Here is a 19294-nt window from a genome sequence, read left to right as displayed (position 1 = left end):
CCGCCCACACCCCGCTCCGCCGGCGGAAAGGGGTGTGCGCACCACGCAACCCGCGCACACCACCGCCACGAGCCGACAACCACCGGCAAAGCACCACCCAGCCGACCGACCCGCACTACTTCCAGCCGCCCACACCCAACTCAGCCGGCGGAAAGGGGTGTGCGCACCACGCAACCCGTGCACACACCGCCACGAGCCGCCAACCACCGGCAACCACCACCCATCCGACCGACCCGCACTACTTCCAGCCGCCCACACCCAACTCAGCCGGCGGAAAGGGGTGTGCGCACCACGCAACCCGCGCACACCACCGCCACGAGCCGCCAACCACCGACGCGCACGCACCGACCGACCGACCGCACCTCACGCAACCAGCGCACACCCCAATCCCGACCCCTACCGCTCAGTCACACCGACCACGGTGAAGGGCTCCACCGGAGTGCCCCCACGCTTGTCGAACTGGCTGTTGACCACCAGCAGCTGATCGTCGACGTCGGCGACGGTGGTGGGGTAGGCGAAGCTGGGGTCGGTGATCTCACCGGTCACCCGCCCACGGTTGCCGTCGTCGTCGAGATCGACTGTGGCGATGAGGCTGTCGCGGTTGCGAACCACGTAGAGCGTGTCGTCCTCCATCTCCATGCCGTCGCCGTTCTGAAGTGTCGCGCCGCCGAGGTCCACCTGCGTGACGGCCTTGGAGTCGCGGGCCACGCGGTACAGGTTGCCGGTGCTGGACTGCACGATCACCAACGCGTTGTCGTCGTCCGCCTCGACGATGCCGTTGGCGTTGAAGCCCTCGCCGTACGCGAACGGGGATCCGGTGAAGTCGACGAACGGCTCCAACTGGCCCTCACCGGTGGCGCTCGCCGGGATGCGCCACAGCGTGGGGTTGCGCGAGTCGGTGATGAAGGCGTCGCCGTTGTCGGCGATGACGACGTCGTTGAGGAAGGTGGCGTCCTGCCCGAGCCCGTTGGTGAACTTCCCGCGCAGTGCGCCGGACTCGGCGTCATAGATCCAGACGGTGCCGGTCGCACCGCCCGCCACGACGAGGGTGTTCTCGTCGTCGTCCCCGTCGACGTCCAGTCCCGCCGCGCCGGTGCGACCGTCCTGTCCACCGGGCAGGAACGGTTCGACGGTGGTGTTGCCGACCGTGCCGCGGAAGATGGCGCCGTCGGAGGTCGACGAGACGTAGAAGGTGTCGTCGTCGGCGGTGATGCCCTCGGGGAACACGCCGGTTCCCGGCAACGTGTAGACGGTGGCGTTCGAGGACGTACTCGCCGCCGACGACGACGGAGCAGTGCTGGAGGACGCCGGAGCAGCGCTGGAGGACGCCGGCGTCGCCTGCCCCTCCTCGCTCGACGACGAGCAACTGGTCAGAACGAGGGCGGTGGCGCCGGCGAGGGCGACAGCGGCGGACAGTCTGGTGCGGTTCATGACTCCACCATGCCCCATTGGTCCGAAAAGCGAGGTCAGGCTGTGTGACGGTCCGAACGAGAGGTGTTGTCGATGGCGACCTCGAGGTACTCGCCGAGCTGCTCCTGCAGGTTGCGGTCGAGTGTGCGGCCGAGCAACGAATGCACGGAATCGACTGCGAGAGTGCGCATGATCTGCAACATCTCGGTGGCCCGGAGGACGTCGTCACCCTCGGGAATCCAACCCTCGCCGTAGCGGTCGACGATGTGACTCTTCACAGTCGAGATCATGTCCTTGGACATTCCGTCGACGGCCGCATGGAGCCGTTCGTGGATGTCCATGACCTCGCGGATCCCGAAGCCGTAGGTCGCGAGGGAGGTGAAGCCCTGCAACAGCTTCGGATCGGTGAACGTGCACCGGTCACCGTCGACACGCGCGAGTCCGTACTCCACGAGCCTGGACAGCTGGACGCCGTCAGGGTCGCCGAGCATCTCCCGCGCCTCGTCGACGGAGACCGACTGCACCTCGCCGGTCGTCGACCACGGCTCGGTGAGGGCGCGCTGCAGACCGAGAACCTCGGTGAGGTCCTTGCCGCTCTCCCAGCCGTCGATGAAGTCGCTGATGTGTGTGGTCGTGTAGCCGCGCTGGAGCAGGATGTCGATCAGTCGCAGCCGGGCGAGGTGCGAGTCGTCGTAGATGCCGACCCGCCCCCGCTTGCGCGGGGGCGGGAGCAGTCCACGTTCACGGTAGGCCCGGACGTTGCGCGAGGTCGTGCCCGCGGCATGAGCCAGTTCGTCGATGCGGTACTCGGTCATCGACTCACTCCTCCACTCGGCCGGACCTCCAGACTAACGCTCGGTCACACCGCGGCGACGACCTCGTCGACCGGTGCCGTCGCTGCCGCCGTCACCGCGTAGTCCGGCAACAGCACCGTCTCGAGCTGCTTGACGTACTGCGTGGCGAAGCCCGGGAACATCGTGGCGTTGAAACCGTCCTCGGTGAGGTACCAGCTCGAGCACCCCGAGTTCCACGTCGTCTTGGTCAGCCGCTGCTGCAGGTCCGCGTTGTACTCGGCCTGCACCGAGGCGCGGACGTCGAGCACGAAGTTCTGATTCACGGCGGTGGCGATGGCATCGACCAGGTAGTCGATCTGCGCCTCCATGTAGACCAGGGCGGAGCTGTGGCCGGGTCCGGAGTTGGGCCCGAACGTGAAGTACATGTTCGGGTACCCGGACACCGCGATCGACTTGTAGGCGTGAGCTCCCCGGCTCCACTCGTCGGCGAGGACGCGCCCGTCACGCCCGGTGATAGGGATCGGCGACCCGGTCTTGGAGACGTCGAACCCGGTGGCGAAGACGATCGCGTCGAACTGATGCTCGACTCCCTCGACCGTGCGGATTCCCTTCCCGGAGATCTGTGCGATGGGCCAGGTGACGAGCGTGCAGTTGTCCTTCTGCAGCGCCGGGTAGTACTTGCTGGTCATCAGCAGGCGCTTGCAGCCGGCGCGGAACTCCGGCGTCAGCTGGCGCCGCAGCCACGGATCCGGAACCTGACTGCGTAGGTGCAGCTTCGACACTCCCTCCACCACGCGCGTGAGCGGCGAGTTCCAGACGACCCCGAGGGCGACCGACTCGTGGCCCCAGAACCAGGCCTTGCGCGCGACGCTCTGACTGAAGGGCACGCGGCGGTAGATCTCGCGAGTCAGTCCGCGGGTGCGGAAGTTGGTGCGGGGCAGCACCCACCCCGGCGTGCGCTGGAAGACCTTGACCGACTCGGCGACCTTCACCAGCTCGGGAACGATCTGCACGCCGCTGGCTCCGGTGCCGACGACGGCGACCTTCTTGCCGGCGAAGTCGTAGTCGTGGTCCCACCGGGCGCTGTGGATCTTCGCTCCCGCGAAGGTCTCGACGCCGCGGATCTTGGGCAGGCTGACGTTCGCCAGCGGTCCCGACGCCATCACGATGGTGCGGGCGAGGACGGGTTCCCGGTCCTGGACCGAGATCTCCCAGAGCGACCGGGACTCGTGCCAGGTGACGTCCACGACGGTGTGACCGAACCGGAGGTAGCGGCTCAGCTCGAACTTCTCGACCATCGAGTCGATGTAGCCCAGGATCTCCGCACTCCCGGAGTAGGTGTGCGACCAGTCCGGATTGGGGGCGAAGCTGTACGAGTACAGGCGGGACGGAATATCGCAGGCTGCACCGGGATACGTGTTGTCACGCCAGGTCCCACCGGCACGTGTGCCGCGTTCGAGGATGGCGATGTCGCGAATCCCCCGTTGCTGAAGCCGGATCGCGGCACCGATGCCGGCAAATCCGCCTCCGATGATGGCGGTGGAGAGAATCTCGGTCATGCGACGGGCTCGTACGTGAGTTCCTTGGACCACGTGGGCTGCGGGCGCAGCAGCCGCTTCGGGTACTTGGCCGTCAGCGTCACCATCGAGTCGGCGAACTTGTGGTACGGGTGGTCGCGGTTGATGACGACGCTCCCGTGCCAGCTGATGAAGCGGTACATCGGCAGACGCTTCGGAAACTCGCTGCGTTCGCCCACCTTCTTGAAGCGCTTCATCGCGGTGTAGAGGCGCTCCTCGTCGACACCCATCTCGACGATGTTGTCCCGCATCTTGTTCAGCAGTGGGATGTACCGCAGGGTGCCGATGATGAGCGACGGATGCATCCAGGCGCCGATCGTCTCGACGAGAATGCGGCGCATCTTCGCGTGGCCCAGCAGATCGATGACCTCGAAGTCGACGGCGAGGTGCCGCGACTCGTCCGCGTTGATGCGCTTGAACACTTCCTGGCAGACCGGGTCGTCGATCTCGTCGACGATGAACTTGACCAGCGCACCGTCGAGCGCGACCTCGAGCATCGGGATGACGGTGCCCAGCACGGCGAGCGGCGTCTGATCCGAGTACTTGTCGAGCCAGTCGATGATCAGCTTGACGTTGACGTTCGGCTGCGGGATCTCGTCGTTCTCGAGCATGCCCCACCGACGCATCAGTGCCAGTTCGGCATTCGCGTGCTTCTGCTCCTCCGCGTGGAAGTAACGGTAGATCTCGCGCAGCGTCTCGGTGGGCGCCTTGCGTGCCATCGCGGCGAATCCGCGCGCGCCGACGTTCTCGATCCACATGAGATCGGACAGGAACGGCTTGAGCTTGGCGTGCTGCTCGGGCGGGATCATCTCGGCGCCGGGGGCGTCCCAGTCGATGTCCGCGAGGGACCACTGGCGGTCCTTGATCTTGTCCAGCATGGCGTCGAAGTCGAAGGCCATCGTCATACTCCTGTCGAGGCGGAAACAGTGGGAAGGGACTGTGGGGCGGGCTCGCCGGGGAGCAGGCGGTCGAGCAGCCCTGCTCCGCGGGTGTAGAGGGTGGGGAGGAGCCGTTTCGTCAGCCAGATGGCTTTCGCGTCGAGCTGGGGCACGACGTAGAGGCGGTTCCTGTCGTGTGCGTTCAGCGTGGTGACGGCGATCCGCTCGGGTGAGAAGCCGGTCCACCGCATCAACTTCTGCGCGAGTTCCGTGGAGCGTTCGGTGATGCGACCGTCGACCGCGACGTTGGTCTTGACGAAGGTCGGGCACAGCACGGTCACGTGGACACCCGACCCGGACAGTTCCGCCGCCAGAGTCTCGGACAGCGACATGACGCCCGCCTTGCCGACGTTGTACGGCCCCATCGTCGGTGCCGCCGCGAATCCCGCGGCGGAAGCCACGTTGATGATGCCGCCGCGACCCGCGGTACGGAGCAGCGGAACGAACGTCTCGCAGCCGTGGACCACTCCCCACAGGTTGATGCCGAGCGCCCAGTTCCAGTCCTCGAACCCGATGTCGCCCACCGGCTTGCCACCGATGCCGACGCCGGCGTTGTTGATCACGAGCGTCGGCGCGCCACCGAACTCGAGTTCGGCGAACAGCGCGAGATCCTCGACCTGCGACTGCACGGCGACGTCGCACTGGACGGCGAAGCCGGGGCCGTCGAGCATCCGCACCGTCTCCTCGGCGCGTTCGAGCGAGATGTCCGCGCAGACGACGCGGCCACCGCGGCGGGCGATCTCGAGCGCGAAGGCGCGGCCGATGCCACTGCCGGCGCCGGTGACCACGGCGTCCGCCCCGTGAGTGAGGCGTGGTCTGGATCGAGAGAACATCAGTGTCTCGTCTCTGTTCGATGGAGGGCTGTCAGGGCATGTGCGGCGCGGGCGAGTGCCCGGTCCGCTTCCGGGCTGATGCGCGGCAGAGCCTGGAACACGTGCATCTGGTCGGGCCAGATCTCGAGCGTGCAGGTGCCACCGGCATCGACCACCAGATCGCGCAGGTGCTCGGCGTCGGCGACGAGCATCTCCGCACCGCCGGCCTGAACCACGAAGTGCGGCAGTGCCGTTCCCGCCTCGACCGCGAGTCGTAGGCGCCGCCCGTCGGGATCCTCGCCGCGTGTGTAGAGCGCGGTGAGTGCCCGCGCCGCCGCTGCGGAGATCATCGGGTCGCGACGGATGCGCTCCCGGTTCTGCGCGAGGGTGAAGGTCAGATCGATCAACGGCGAGAACAGGAGGACCGCACTCGGCTGCGGAACCGATCGTCGGGCGTTGTCCAGCACCAGGTCCAGCGCGAGGTGACCGCCCGCCGAGTCACCGGCCACGACGACCGACTCGGGTGCGTGGCCGCTCGACAGCAGCCACCGGTACGCCCGCTCGACGTCGTCGGCTGCGGCGGGGAAAGGGAACTCCGGGGCGAGTCGGTAGTCGACCACGAAGACCGGACGCTGCATCGCGCGGGAGAGCCGCGACGCCAGGCCGCGGTGCGTCCGTGCGGAACAGATCGCATACGCGCTGCCGTGCAGATAGAGGATCGGGCCGGCGGTGTCCACGGAACCGTCCCCACCCTCGACCGGCCTCCGGCCTGCCCCATCTTCGACCGGCCTCCGGCCTGCCCCATCTTCGACCGGCCTCCGGCCTGCCCCATCTTCGACCGGCCTCCGGCCTGCCCGCGCGTCGACCCACTCCCCGACCACACCGTCCTCGCGCACGGTGCGGACGACCGTGCCGCGTGCGACTCCGCCGCAGGCGCGCATGGCGACCTCGACGAGGACGCGGGCGACGCGTTCGCCGCCGCGTCCGAACGGCAACCGGGACGCGACGGGTCGCAACGTCGACTGCGTGGCTCGGGCCGCGGCGCGGGACCGCAGGGACCCCCGCTCGGGGATCGGACGCGTCGATGTCATGCCGGAAGCGTCACGGATGACTGTGCCATTTGTCAATGGCCTATAGTTCAATGAAACAATCTTCGGTGTAGTCCGGAGTGCCGGACACACCCGGCCGACGAGGGGAAGACATCGTGGCGATCGACTCCGCGGACACCGCCGTCCGCACACTCCGACTGCAGGTCGACGAGGTGATCCGCGAGACGGCGGACGCGGTGACGTTGGTCCTGTCCACCGCCGACGGCGAGGCCCTGCGCTACCGCCCGGGCCAGTTCCTCACGGTCGAGATTCCTCTGAGCGACGGCGGTTCCGCCGCACGGTGCTACTCGTTGTCGAGCAGTCCCGACACCGGCGAGCGCCCCGCGATCTCCGTCAAGCGCACCGCGGGCGGCCTCGGGTCGAACTGGCTGTGCGACACCGCGGCGGCAGGATCCGCACTGACGACGCTGGCTCCCGCGGGCACCTTCGTTCCCGCGCGATGGGATCGCCCGCTCGTCCTGGTCGCCGCCGGCAGCGGCATCACGCCCGTGATGTCCATCCTGAAGACCGCGTTGGCGTCGCACGACGGACGGGTCGTGTTGTTCTACGCGAACAGAGACCCGGACTCGGTCATGTTCGCCGCCACCCTCGACGATCTGCAGCAGCGACATCCGGACCGCCTCACGGTGCGGCACTGGCACGAGTCGGCGTCGGGCCTGCCCACTGCCACCGGTCTCACCGACGCCGTCTCCGGCATCGCCGACGCCGACGCGTACCTCTGCGGGCCGGGGCCGTTCATGGAGGTGGCGCAGCAGGGGCTCCTCGCGGCGGGGATGTCGCCCGAGAACATCCACCGTGAGGTGTTCACGTCGATCACCACCGACCCGTTCCACACCACCCTCGTCGAGACGTCCTCGGCCACGGGCGTTCCCGTGTCCGCGGAGGTCGAGGGCGACGATCACTCGTTCCACTGCGCACCCGACACCGTGCTGCTCGACGCCATGCTCGCCGAGGGAATCGACGCCCCGTTCGTGTGCCGCGAGGGCAACTGCGGCGCCTGCGCGTTCACTCTCGTCAGCGGTGACGTGCACATGCGCGTCAACGACACGCTGGATCAGTACGAGCTCGATCGGGGAGTGCGCCTGGCGTGCCAGTCGGTGCCCGTGTCCGACGCTCTCACCATCCGCATCGACTGACCGACCGAATCCCTGACACCACAGCCGCACCAGGAGACCTCATGCCCGTCATCACCAAGCACGTCGAGATCGCCGCACCGGCGTCGGCGACCTTCGACTACCTGTCCTCGTACGAGAACGTGCCGGACTGGATGTTCGGCGTCACCTCGTTCGTCCCCGTCGGACCGGTGTCGCGCGGCACCGGTGACCGCTTCGACGCCGAGATGAAGCTGGGACCCAAAGCTCTGCACTCCACGGTGGACATCGTCGAGTGGGTCGACGGTTCCGTCATCGCGTTGTCGTCGGTGAAGGGTTTCGAGACCAGTTCTCGCTGGGTGGTCACCCCCGTGGACGACGGACACTGCGTCGCCGACGTCGAGTTCCGCTACGAGTTCCCCGGCGGGTTCACGGGCAAGGCACTCGCGAAGGTGGTCGAACCCTTCATCAACCAGGGAATCTCCGTCACCGATCGGACCCTGCGCTCCCGGTTGGAGTCGCCGCGCAGCACCTAGACTCACCCGGTGACCACGAAGGACCAGCGAGGACGCATTGCCACCGCACTGTGGCGGTGGTGTTCCCGCTTCGAGCCGATCGGCCTCGTCGTCGGACTGGTCTTCTACTGCTGGTCGATGTCCCCGTCGCTTCTCCCCCGACCGTGGTACCTGCAGGCCGTCGCCACAGGCCTCTCGGTCGCGTGCGGTTACGGCGTCGGCGTTCTCGTCGTGTGGGGCGTCCGGCGGATGGAGCTCACTCGCGAGTGGCCCGAACGACTGAGGCGGTGGGGCTGGTACGCGATCGGCGCCGCCGCAGTCGTCGTGCTCCCGCTGTTCCTCGTCCTCGGGGCGTGGTGGCAGAACATCTCCCGCGAACTCGTGGGCATCGAGCCGAGCCAGTCGTGGGACTACGCCGGAGTCTTCGTCGTCGCCGCGATCGTCGTCGTCCTGGTGATCACGCTGGCACGCGGAATCCGCCGCGTCACCGACCTTCTCATCGCACTGATCGGTCGTGTTCTCCCGCCGCCCGTCTCGCGCGGTCTCGCCGTCGTCGCCGTCGGTGTGGTGCTGGTGTTCGCCGTCGAGGGGCTCCTTGCCACCGGGATCTCACGCATCTCCAACGGGTCCGCCGCTGCGGCCGACACCGGGAGCGCCGAGGGCGTGGAACGACCGTCGGCTCCCGAACGCTCGGGCTCGCCCGAGTCGAACGAGGAGTGGGACACCTTGGGCCGCGAGGGGCGCACCTTCGTCGCGGGCGGCCCGACGTCGGGCGAGATTGCATCCGTGACGGGACGGCCCGCCCTCACCCCGATCCGGGTCTATGCGGGACGCAAGTCCGTCGACGCCGACGGGCTCGGCCTCGGCCGGGACACCGTCGACTCGCTCGCCGACCGACTCGTCGCCGAACTGGACCGAACCGGCGCCTTCGATCGCGAGTACCTGGCGATCGCGACGACCACCGGTCGAGGGTGGGTCAACGCGTCCGTCGCGTCCTCACTCGAGTACCTCGCCGGCGGCGACACGGCGATCGCGGCGGTCCAGTACTCGTACCTGCCCAGTCCGTTGGCGTTCCTCGCCGATCGCGACACCCCGCTCATCGCGGGCCGCGCCGTCTTCGAGGCCGTCTACCAGCGCGTGCAGGACCGTCCCGAGAACGACCGCCCGAAGCTACTCACGTTCGGTGAATCGCTCGGGTCGTACGGCGGCCAGGACGCCTTCTCCGGAGTGCAGGACATGCTGGCGCGCACGGACGGCGCGCTGTGGGTGGGGACGCCCAACTTCTCCGAGCAGTGGTCGCGTGTCACCGACTCACGGGACCCGGGCAGCCCCGAGAACCTGCCCGTGATCTACGGCGGGCAGAACGTCCGCTTCGCCGCGGAGCCGTCCGATCTCGACGCACCCGGTCTGGTGGACTGGGAGAGCCCGCGCATCGTGTACTGGCAGCACCCGAGCGATCCGATCGTATGGTGGTCGTTCGACCTGCTGTTCGGCAAGCCGGACTGGCTCCGGGAGCCGCGCGGCGTCGACGTCGACAAGGGGATGACGTGGATCCCTCTCGTCACCTTCTGGCAGGTGACGCTCGACATGGCGCTCGCCGCCGAGGTGCCGGAAGGCCACGGTCACGCCTACGGCGCCGATGCGGCCTCCATGTGGGCGCCCATTCTGAACGTCGACGACTCAGAGCTGGTGGACCGCGTCACCGACGCGATGCGGTGACTCCCTGAGCGCGCTCGCGCGGACCCACCACGCGAGCGAGATCAGCGCGATCACCTCCACGACGACGAGAATCCGTTCGACGTGGCCGAGGGTGACGACGCGGTACCACGGTGTCGAGGTGGTCATGCCGACGAGCAACGCGTACCCGATGGGCGCGATGGCCACGACGGACAGCACACCCAGCACGAACGTCCGTCGGGCGTGACGGGCCCACTCGCTCGACCGGATCCACGGCGCGGCGAAGGCGATCACCGCCACCGGGATGCTGACGAACGCGACCGCGGCGCCCGCGCGGTGCACCGCGCCGCCGAGGCCGAGCGTCGCGTCGTTGCTCCAGTCCTGCTTCGGCACGGCGACGACTGCGATCAGGCCGACGGTCCACAGGGTCATCGCGACAGCGGCGACAGACGACGGCTGCGCGAGGCCCTGACGCACCGCCGCGACGAGGACCGCGGCAGACCCGACGGCGAGGAGCAGCACCCCGGCCGTGAACACCCACTGCTGCGCGCCCAACCCGTACTCGCTGATGGTGCGGCGCAGATGCGACGGCGACCCGAGTGCGGTGACGACATCGAGGACGACGACCGTCGCGGCGCCGAGCAGGATGGAGAGAAGCCCGAGGGAGGCGAGGCGGGTCTGCACAGGGTCCTTTCGGCAGCGGATCTACGACTCCACTGTGCCTGACGGTGAACCGGACACGGCGACCGTCAGGAGACGCCCACGCGCGCGGGCGATCCGGTCGAGGCACGAATCCCGCCCGGCCGGATCCGTCATCTCCCGTCTGCACGCCTCGTCGAGGAGGTCGAGGTGGTACCGGACGCGGTCGATCGACGCGGTGTCGGTCGCTGCCGCACCGAGCCGCTCGGCCAACCGGATACCGGCAGCGACCACCATGGGGCTCGCCATCGCGTAGATCCGTACCGCGCCGAGCGCATGGTCGATCAGGTCGACCACGGGCACCCGACGCAGAACGATGCGTACCGTTCCGGCATCGTCGGTCCGGGCACCGCACGGCGGCGGACGGCCGACGAGAGTCACCATCCCGACGGACAGATCGTCGAGAGCGTTGCGCGCCGTGTACGGATCGTTCGTACCCGAGGACAGAGCCCGCACCGCCATCTCGGCCAGCTGCTCGACGGCGAACTCGATGTCGTGCTGCGGAGTCCGTTCGTCGCCGATCTCGACCGCGGACTCGATCTCTCGCAGGTGCGACGCGGAGGCGGATCCGCTCCACCGTCGTGACTCCGCGATGGCGTCTCCCTCGATCACGTGCTCGCCCGGTCTGCAGAGCAGAACCACGACAGCGTCGTCGGCGACGGCCGAGGACAACGCCGCGTCCTCGTCCACGTCGACGACGACTCCGGAACGCGGAGCACGGACCGCGTCGACGTGGTCGGGCAGCGTCACCTCGGCATCCGACGCCGCGTCGGCCGGCGGCTCCGTCGGGTAGAGCTCGTCGACGGCTGCGGAGAGTTCGTCCCGAACCCGCGAGGACAGCGTCGCCACCTGGATCGACTGGGCGATGTGGTGGATGAAGTACACCAGGACACCCACGTCGAGCACCGCGAGGAGCACGGCGACGTTCACCGCGATGTCGGGCACGAAGACGTCGCCGTCCGAGTCGAGCGACCGGATCGAGCGCAGCACCATCAGTGCGTAGAGGAAGGTCGCTCCGAAGATGCCGAGCACCACCTGGTTCCCGCGGTCCGCCATGAAGTTCCGCACCAGTCGCGGGCCGTAGGTCGAACTGGCCGTCGCGAGCACCGAGATGGTGATGGAGAAGGACGTCGCCGCCACCCCGAGCATCGACCCGCCGATGGCGCCGAGGATGTCCCGGCTGCCACTCGCGCCCACGTGATAGAGCAGCGACCCGCCGATCCCGATGCCCCGATCGAGAAGCCACCGATCCAGGGCGACCAGGAGTTGAGCGAGGACGACGGCGACGACGCCCAGGACCGCAGGAACGAACCAGAACGTGCCCTGCAGCCGTACCCACCGTCGTCTCATGGGTTCATGGTGCCCTGACGGTGGGTCGACGTGTCAGACCACCGCGATCGCGTCGATCTCGACGAGCATCTCCTCGCGCGGGAGTCCCGTGAAGACCGTTGTGCGACTGGGCAGGACGTCACCCTTCGTGTGTTCGAGGACGAATGCGCCGTACGCCTCGTTCATGACGGCGAAGTCCTCACGCTTCGTCAGGTACACCCGCAGCATCACGACGTCGTCGAAAGTCGCACCACTCGCCTCGACGATGGCCTTGACGTTGGTCAGCGTTCGCGTGGTCTGCGCCGCGACGTCGCCGGGGTACAGGTACTCGTTGGTCGCCGGGTCGACGGGTCCCTGCCCGGACACCTGGACGAACGGGCCCTTGCGCACCCCCTGCGAGAAGGTGTGGGCGGGTGCAGGCGCGTCGGTCGTGAGGACGGCGATCTTGTCGGTCATGCGGGTTCCTTCGTCGGGGTCGGACTCCAGCCGAGTTCGGCGGAGATGGTCTCGGCCACCGCGCGCACCTGCGGCAGGGTGCCGAGGACGCGGGCGTGGTCCAGCAGCATGTCGGGCACGGACATCGACACCGCGGCGACGATCGAGCCGGTTCCGTCGCGCACCGGCACGCCGATGCAGTTGACGAACGACTCGTGTTCCTCGTGGTCCTCGGCGTATCCCTGACGGGTCACCAGGGCCAGTTCCTCGAGGTAGCGCTCGGGCGTGTCGATGGTGCGGTCGGTGAAGCGGGTGTACTCGATGCGATGGGCGACGCGGACCTGCTCGTCCGCAGGCAGCCCGGAGATCAGGATCTTTCCGACGGCGGTGCAGTGCAACGGGGCCGGGCGTCCGACACGGGAGTACATCCGCACGCTCTGGGTGGCGTCGAACTTGTCGATGTAGACGGCCTCCCCCGACTCGTAGGTGGCGAGGTGGATCGTCTGCTTGGTCTCCGCGTTCAGTGTCGCGAGGTACGGCCGCGCCAACGTCCGGATGTCGCGCTGCTCCAACGACCGATTGGACAGTTCGAAGAGCGTCGACCCCAGGCGATACCGGTGTTCGTGGTCGTGCTGGACGAACCGCTCCGCCTCCATCGCCCGCAGCAGTCGCAGGACCGTGGTCTTGTGCACGTCGAGGTGGGCAGCCAACTCGTCCAGTGATCGCGGACCGTCGGCCAGCACCCGAAGCAGGGTGAGCGCGCGGGACACACTCTGACTCATACGGCGATTCCCCTCTCGGCGTCGTAGTCGATGGTCGACCACTTCTCGTCCGAGGATGTCACCAGTGCGTCGAGACGGTGCAGCGGAAGCAGATGGGCCGCGTCGCCGTGCGCGGTGAGAGCGCCGGCCGCGCACAGGTGCCCCAGCCTGATCGCACGCTGCTGATCGTCGCCGCGGAGGACACCGGCCAGGTAGCCACCGGCGAACGCGTCTCCCGCACCGATCTTCTCGACCACCGACAACCGCAGGGCCGGGACGTCGACACGCTCGGCGCCGTCGAATCCCACGACCACGTGGGCGTCGTTCTTGATCACCAGGCGGCGCGGCTCGGGGAACAGGCCACGCAGCGCATCGGGGTCTCCGGTGCCGAACACCGCGTGCGCTTCGTCGGCGCCCATCAGCACGATGTCACTGCGTCGGACCTGTTCTCCGAGAACCACATCGGCACTCTCGGCGGTCCAGAGTCGGGGACGGTGATTGAGGTCGAAACTCAGCAGACCGGGCGACGATGCCAGTGCGGACGCAGCGTCGCGCGCGGTGTCCGACAGGGCGAGCGTGATGCCGCTGACGTGGACGAGGTCGGCAGCCGTGAGCACCGGTGTCGCCCCGACGATGTCGTCGACACACAGCGCACTGGCGGCGGAACCGCTGCGGAAGTAGGTCATTCGGCTCTCCCCGGCGGGTAGATCCGACGCGTGACCGCTGCCCGAACCACGCTCCTTGACGTACATCCCGGTGGTGCGGGTCTGGTCGACGATCACCGCCGACGTGTCCACCCCACTCGCGCGCATCGTTTCCATCAGGTAGCGGCCGAAGCCGTCGTCACCGACGCGCGAGAGCCAGGACGCCTCGACGTCCAACTGGGCGAGGACCCGCGCGACGTTGGCCTCGGCTCCCCCGGCCGACCGCTCGAACGTGTCCGAGTGCTCGAGGGGGCCGGGCTGCGCGACCATGACGACGAGTCCCTCACCGACACACACCACCCGTGGAGTCGCCGCGCCGGGTGATCTCACATCAATTCCCTTCGATGTCTTGCGAGTTGTCCCTGTTCGTTGCAGACTAACGACACCGAACACAGTTTGCAATCAGCGTTGCAACATACGCAACGCTACAGCGCCGTATCCGGCGCAGGAGGATTCGATGATCGACAAGGCCGCCGTCGAGGCGCTGCACGACCGCACTCTCGGCCCCGAGTACAAGTCCGTCCCACCCGCCGCGTGGGGCCTCACCGTGCGCGACTACCTGGCGACGGCGCCCACTCTCGCCGAGTTCGCGACCCCTGTCGTCACGCTGGATCGCCGCCACCTCACGTCGAACATCGATGTGATGGCGCGGTGGGCCGATGCGGCCGGCATGCGTCTGGCACCGCACGGCAAGACCACGATGGCGCCGCAGCTGTGGGCCGAGCAGCTCGAGGCGGGCAGTTGGGGAATCACCCTCGCCACCGGGTGGCAGGTGCAGCTCGCTCGCGCGTTCGGCGTGCAGCGCATCCTTCTCGCCAATGCCCTGATCGACCCGGTGACGCTCCGTTGGATCTCGGCGGACCTCGACGCCCACGACGACGTCGAGTTCGTCTGCTGGGCAGACAGTGTCGACACCGTGGCACGCATGACGGAGATCCTGGGCGCCGTGACACGACCGATCCCGGTGATCGTCGAACTCGGTGGGCCGCACGGCCGCACCGGGGCACGCAGTGTGGACGAGGCGCGACGCGTCGCGGCCGCGATCTCCTCGTCGCCGTCGGTGACCCTCGCGGGCGTGGGCGGATACGAGGGCGCGCTGGCCCACGACCGCACACCCGCCGGTCTGGACGCCGTACGCGCCTACCTCGACGAGGTCGCCGCCCTGCACGCCGGTCTCGCCGCCGACGGCCTGTACGAGGGACGGGCGATCGTCACCGCGGGCGGGAGCGCCTACCAGGACCTGGTGGTCGAGCGGCTCTCGTCGGTCGTCGACGAGCACACAGCCGTCGTGCTGCGCTCGGGCGCCTACGTGGTGCACGACGACGGCTTCTACGCCGACATCTCCCCGCTCATCGCCTCCCGCGTCGGCGAGGAGCACCTGTCCTCCGCGATGCACGGCTGGGCGCGGGTGGTGTCGCGTCCGGAACCCGAACTCGCACTGCTCGATGCGGGCAAGCGTGACTTCCCGTTCGACGAGGGGCTGCCGACACCGCAGCGCATCGGCGGCCGGGACGCGGAAGCGGGGCACCATATCTCGGCGCTCAACGATCAGCACGCCTTCCTCCGGACGCCGGGCACGGCCCGCGACGACGTTCCCGTCGGGACGGTCGCACGGCTCGGCCTGTCGCATCCCTGCACGGCGTTCGACAAGTGGCGTCTGCTTCCGGTCGTCGACGACGCCGACGCGGCGAACCCGCGCATCGTCGACCTGATCCACACCTTCTTCTGATCATGGCGGACATCCTCATTCGCGGCGGTGACGTCGTCGACGGCACCGGGTCCGACCGAGTCCGCGCCGACGTTCTCGTCGACGACGGACGCATCACGCGGGTCGCGGCACCGGGCACCGTCGCCGACGCGCGGATCGTCGTCGACGTGCCTCGGGGCCACGTCGTCGCACCGGGTTTCATCGACATGCACGCCCACTCCGACCTCGGACTGCTGACCGCGCCCGGACACGTTCCGAAGATCACCCAGGGCGTCACCACCGAGGTGCTGGGTCAGGACGGGCTCTCCTACGCACCCGTCACCGACGAGACGCTCGCGGTCATCCGCCGTCAGATCTCCGGATGGAACGGCAATCCCACCGATCTCGACATCACGTGGCGCTCGGTCGCCGAGTATCTGGACCGGCTCGACCGGGGCATCACCCCCAACGCCGCGTACCTGGTGCCGCAGGGAACGTTGCGCTATCTGGCCGTCGGACCGGATCAGCGTCCCGCCACCGCTGCCGAGATCGAGCACATGCGAGAGCTGTTGGCACAAGGCATGTCCGAGGGCGCCGTCGGCATGTCGAGCGGACTGACCTACACGCCCGGGATGTACGCCGACACGGGCGAACTGCGTGCGCTGTGCGAGGTCGTCGCCGAGTTCGGCGGCTTCTACGCTCCGCACACTCGCTCCTACGGCAAGAACGCTCTCGGCGCGTATCGGGAGATGATCGACCTCTCCCGTGAGACCGGCTGCGCTCTGCACCTGACCCACGCCACCATGAACTTCGGCGAGAACAAGGGCCGTGCCGGCGAGTTCCTCGACATGGTCGACGCCGCGATCGACGACGGGTGCGACATCACGCTCGACACCTATCCCTACCTGCCCGGCGCCACCACCCTGTCCGCGCTGCTGCCCAGCTGGGCGATGTCCGGCGGACCCGACGCGGCGCTGGGCCGTCTCGACGATCCAGACGTGCGGCGCCGCATCACCGACGACGTGAATCGCTACGGCTCGGACGGATGCCACGGCGTCACCGTGGAATGGGAGACGATCCAGCTCAGCGGCGTCGCGAACGCGGATCTCGACCCCTACGTCGGGAAGACCGTCCTCGAGATCGCGACCGAGGAGGACCGCGCTCCCGTCGACGTGTTCTTCGACGTGCTCCAGCGGGATGCGTTGAGCACCACCATCCTGCAGCACGTCGGGCACGAGGAGAACGTGCGCGCCATCATGGTGCATCCCCATCACATGGGCGGCAGCGACGCGATCCTGGTGGGCGAGCGTCCGCACCCGCGGGCCTGGGGCACGTTCCCGCGCTACCTCGGCCATTACGTGCGGGACGAGGGCCTGATGTCTCTGGAGGACTGCGTCCATCACCTCACGGGACGGCCCGGTGCACGACTCGGTCTCGTCGACCGTGGCCTCGTCCGCGAGGGCCACGCGGCGGATCTCGTGGTCTTCGATCCGGCCACCGTCCGGGACACCGCCACCTTCGACCACCCCAAGCAGCAGGCCGTCGGCATCGCGCACGTTCTCGTCAACGGCTCCTTTGCCGTGCGCGACGGCGTCCCCACCGGAACACTCGCCGGCCGCTCCCTCCGCCGCACCTCTCACGGAAGAACCTCATGACGACCCGTTTCGATGATGCACTTGCGACGATTCTCGAGGACCGCGCGCTGGTGGTGGTCCGCGCCCCGTCCATTCCCGACCCCGCCGCGTTGGCCGACGCCCTCGTCGCCGGCGGACTGCGCGCCGTCGAGCTGACCTTCACCACACCGAACGTGCTGGACTGCCTGCGCGCCGCGTCGTCGTCCGGTGCCGTGATGGGTGCGGGCACCGTGATGACGGGTGATCAGGCGCGCGCCGCCATCGACGCGGGTGCACGCTTCCTCGTCACTCCCGGACTGCGTCCCGACGTCGCCGCGGTGGCGCACGAACGGGACGTGCCCGTCATGATGGGCGCGCTCACGCCCACCGAGATCATGGCGGCGCTCGATCTGGGTGCTGCCGCGGTGAAGGTGTTCCCCGCGAAGCTGTTCGGCCCCAGCTACTTCGGTGATCTTCGCGGACCGTTCCCCGACGTCCCCCTCGTTCCGTCCGGCGGCGTCAATGCCGACAATGCCGCCGACTACCTCGCCCGCGGCGCCGTCGCCGTCACCGCGGGCACCGACGTCGTTCCACCGGCCGCGGTCGCGGCGGGACTCTGGGACGACATCACCGCCCGCGCCACCTCGTTCGTCCACTCACTCTCCCGCTGACTCTCCACATACTTCGAAAGGCAACCTCATGGGTTCCGTCGTCGACTGGTTGAGGACGTCCACTCCCGGACTCCTCGTTCTGTGCGGTATCGCGATCGCGGTCCTGCTCGTCGTCATCATCAAGGTCAAGCTCGAACCGTTCATCGCCCTCCTCATCGTCGGCCTGGGACTCGCGGTCGCAGCTGGACTCCCGGTGTCGCAGATCGTGGGTACCGCCATCAAGAGCGGCGACTCGATTCTCGAGACGGGCTTCGGCGGCATCCTCGGCCACATCGCCGTCATCATCGGACTGGGCACCGTTCTCGGCGCCATCCTCGAGAGGTCCGGTGGTGCGCAGGCACTCACCGCCAAGCTCCTCGGCGTCTTCGGTGATCGCGGCGCACCCATCGCGATGGGTCTGCTCGGCCTCATCTTCGGCATCCCCGTCTTCTTCGACATCGGCATCTTCGTTCTCGCCCCGCTCGTCTACGTCGCGGCGCGACAAGGCGGAAAGTCGTTGGTGTTGTATGCACTTCCGATGCTCGCGGGCCTGTCGATGACGCACGCGTTCCTGCCTCCGCACCCCGGCCCCGTCGCTCTGGGCGGCCTGCTCGAGGTCAACCTGGGCTGGCTGATTCTCATGGGCTTCATCTGCGGCATCCCCGGTTTCATCGCGGCAGGTCTCGTGTGGGGCAGCTACATCGGCAAGCGCATCATCGTCGAGGTGCCCGAGGACTTCGTCAACGATGCCGACGACGACGGACCGCACACGTCGGGTGGCACCGCCGTCGAGACGAAGCGTCCCGTGGTCACCACTCCCCCGTCCGTCGCGACCATCGGCGCCATCATCGCGGTGCCCCTGGTGCTCATCCTCGGCGCCACGTTCGGCACCATTCTGCTCGACGAGGGCAACCTGCTCCAGGTCCTCACGTTCTTCGGCACCCCCGCGGTCGCTCTGCTCATCGCGGTGCTCATCGCGTTCTACGTCCTGGGCATCCGCCGCGGTTCGACGGTGCAGGAGTTGTCCACTCTCACCGGCGAATCGCTCCGCCCGGTCGGCATGCTGCTCCTCGTCGTCGGGGCCGGCGCGTTCTTCGGCAAGGTCATCTCGGCCACCGGCATCGGCACCGCACTCGCGGACACCATGTCCGCGGCGGGACTGCCGATCATCGTGCTCGCCTACATCATCAGTTGCGCTTTGCGCATCGCGCAGGGGTCGGCCACCGTCGCCATCGTCACGACCGGTGGCATCGTCGGACCGCTCGTCGCGGCGCAGGACTACTCGCAGATGTCGGTCGCGCTCATCGCCATGGCCATCGCTGCCGGCTCCATCATCCTGAGCCACGTCAACGACGGCGGGTTCTGGATCATCGCCAAGTTCTTCAACCTCACCGTCAAGCAGACGCTGCAGACGTGGACCGTGTTGGAGACCGTGCTGTCGGTGGTCAGCTTCGCCGTGGCAGGGGTGTTGTTCGCGATCGTAAGCTGACGAT

The 19294-nt window shown here is 68.3% G+C and carries 18 protein-coding genes; 7 read left to right on the top strand and 11 right to left on the bottom strand.

The genetic code is table 11. The annotated features are described in order from the left end of the window. Positions 1–396: 396 nt before the first annotated feature. From OHB23_RS09500 to OHB23_RS09475, 6 genes are read right to left on the bottom strand one after another with little or no spacing between them, the layout of a single operon-like run. Positions 397–1431: an SMP-30/gluconolactonase/LRE family protein gene (locus OHB23_RS09500; RefSeq protein WP_328811443.1), complete on the bottom strand. Its 1035-nt coding sequence runs from the start codon at positions 1429–1431 to the stop codon at positions 397–399. A gap of 35 nt (positions 1432–1466) precedes the next feature. Continuing rightward, the gene (locus OHB23_RS09495; RefSeq protein WP_328811442.1) at positions 1467–2225 is read right to left on the bottom strand and encodes a MerR family transcriptional regulator; all 759 of its coding nucleotides are present in this window, start codon (positions 2223–2225) and stop codon (positions 1467–1469) included. Positions 2226–2269: 44 nt separating this feature from the next. Beyond that, the gene (locus OHB23_RS09490; RefSeq protein ID WP_328811441.1) at positions 2270–3763 is read right to left on the bottom strand and encodes a flavin-containing monooxygenase; all 1494 of its coding nucleotides are present in this window, start codon (positions 3761–3763) and stop codon (positions 2270–2272) included. Then, the gene (locus OHB23_RS09485) at positions 3760–4680 is read right to left on the bottom strand and encodes a hypothetical protein (protein ID WP_027504905.1); all 921 of its coding nucleotides are present in this window, start codon (positions 4678–4680) and stop codon (positions 3760–3762) included. Before OHB23_RS09485 ends, OHB23_RS09490 begins: the two co-directional genes overlap by 4 nt. A gap of 2 nt (positions 4681–4682) precedes the next feature. Continuing rightward, positions 4683–5552, bottom strand: coding sequence for an SDR family NAD(P)-dependent oxidoreductase (locus OHB23_RS09480; protein WP_056448262.1), 870 nt, complete (start codon positions 5550–5552; stop codon positions 4683–4685). Beyond that, positions 5552–6622: an alpha/beta hydrolase gene (locus OHB23_RS09475; protein WP_328811440.1), complete on the bottom strand. Its 1071-nt coding sequence runs from the start codon at positions 6620–6622 to the stop codon at positions 5552–5554. The genes OHB23_RS09480 and OHB23_RS09475 overlap by 1 nt, the downstream gene beginning before the upstream one ends. A gap of 113 nt (positions 6623–6735) precedes the next feature. Between OHB23_RS09475 and OHB23_RS09470 the strand changes: the two genes are divergently transcribed. From OHB23_RS09470 to OHB23_RS09460, 3 genes are all read left to right on the top strand, one after another. After that, entirely contained in the window at positions 6736–7776 is a 1041-nt protein-coding gene (locus OHB23_RS09470; RefSeq protein WP_328811439.1) for a ferredoxin--NADP reductase, read from the top strand. Positions 7777–7817: 41 nt separating this feature from the next. Continuing rightward, on the top strand, positions 7818–8267 hold the full coding sequence (locus tag OHB23_RS09465) for an SRPBCC family protein (RefSeq protein WP_051613146.1): 450 nt from the start codon (positions 7818–7820) through the stop codon (positions 8265–8267). A gap of 117 nt (positions 8268–8384) precedes the next feature. Beyond that, complete coding sequence (locus OHB23_RS09460) at positions 8385–9965, top strand: alpha/beta hydrolase (RefSeq protein WP_442973036.1); 1581 nt, start codon at positions 8385–8387, stop codon at positions 9963–9965. On the opposite strand, the gene OHB23_RS09455 is transcribed toward OHB23_RS09460, so the two are convergent. From OHB23_RS09455 to OHB23_RS09435, 5 genes are read right to left on the bottom strand one after another with little or no spacing between them, the layout of a single operon-like run. Next, the gene (locus OHB23_RS09455; protein ID WP_328811437.1) at positions 9927–10607 is read right to left on the bottom strand and encodes a DUF998 domain-containing protein; all 681 of its coding nucleotides are present in this window, start codon (positions 10605–10607) and stop codon (positions 9927–9929) included. The genes OHB23_RS09460 and OHB23_RS09455 overlap by 39 nt on opposite strands. Positions 10608–10628: 21 nt before the next feature. Next, the gene (locus OHB23_RS09450) at positions 10629–11972 is read right to left on the bottom strand and encodes a DUF2254 domain-containing protein (RefSeq protein ID WP_328811436.1); all 1344 of its coding nucleotides are present in this window, start codon (positions 11970–11972) and stop codon (positions 10629–10631) included. Between the two features lie 33 nt (positions 11973–12005). Beyond that, positions 12006–12407, bottom strand: a complete 402-nt coding sequence (locus OHB23_RS09445; RefSeq protein WP_027504901.1) for a RidA family protein — start codon at positions 12405–12407, stop codon at positions 12006–12008. Then, a complete protein-coding gene (locus tag OHB23_RS09440; protein ID WP_328811435.1) occupies positions 12404–13168 on the bottom strand; it encodes an IclR family transcriptional regulator in 765 nt (254 codons plus the stop codon). Before OHB23_RS09440 ends, OHB23_RS09445 begins: the two co-directional genes overlap by 4 nt. Next, entirely contained in the window at positions 13165–14181 is a 1017-nt protein-coding gene (locus OHB23_RS09435; protein WP_328811434.1) for a sugar kinase, read from the bottom strand. The genes OHB23_RS09440 and OHB23_RS09435 overlap by 4 nt, the downstream gene beginning before the upstream one ends. A gap of 127 nt (positions 14182–14308) precedes the next feature. On the opposite strand from OHB23_RS09435, the gene OHB23_RS09430 reads away from it, so the two are divergent. The 4 genes from OHB23_RS09430 to OHB23_RS09415 are packed head-to-tail and all read left to right on the top strand — an operon-like array spanning position 14309 to position 19290. After that, positions 14309–15580, top strand: a complete 1272-nt coding sequence (locus OHB23_RS09430) for an alanine racemase (protein ID WP_027504899.1) — start codon at positions 14309–14311, stop codon at positions 15578–15580. A gap of 2 nt (positions 15581–15582) precedes the next feature. Next, a complete protein-coding gene (locus OHB23_RS09425) occupies positions 15583–17193 on the top strand; it encodes an N-acyl-D-amino-acid deacylase family protein (RefSeq protein WP_328811433.1) in 1611 nt (536 codons plus the stop codon). Beyond that, positions 17190–17822 (top strand): bifunctional 4-hydroxy-2-oxoglutarate aldolase/2-dehydro-3-deoxy-phosphogluconate aldolase, encoded by a 633-nt coding sequence (locus OHB23_RS09420; RefSeq protein ID WP_056448239.1) that lies wholly within the window; start codon positions 17190–17192, stop codon positions 17820–17822. Before OHB23_RS09425 ends, OHB23_RS09420 begins: the two co-directional genes overlap by 4 nt. 28 nt (positions 17823–17850) lie before the next feature. Beyond that, complete coding sequence (locus OHB23_RS09415; RefSeq protein ID WP_027504896.1) at positions 17851–19290, top strand: GntP family permease; 1440 nt, start codon at positions 17851–17853, stop codon at positions 19288–19290. Positions 19291–19294: the final 4 nt, after the last annotated feature.

This window comes from Rhodococcus sp. NBC_00294 (genome assembly GCF_036163995.1).
In the GTDB taxonomy this organism is placed as follows: Bacteria; Actinomycetota; Actinomycetes; order Mycobacteriales; family Mycobacteriaceae; genus Rhodococcoides.
Note: the sequence above shows the minus strand (reverse complement) of the source record. Positions and strands in the feature narration are given on the sequence as shown.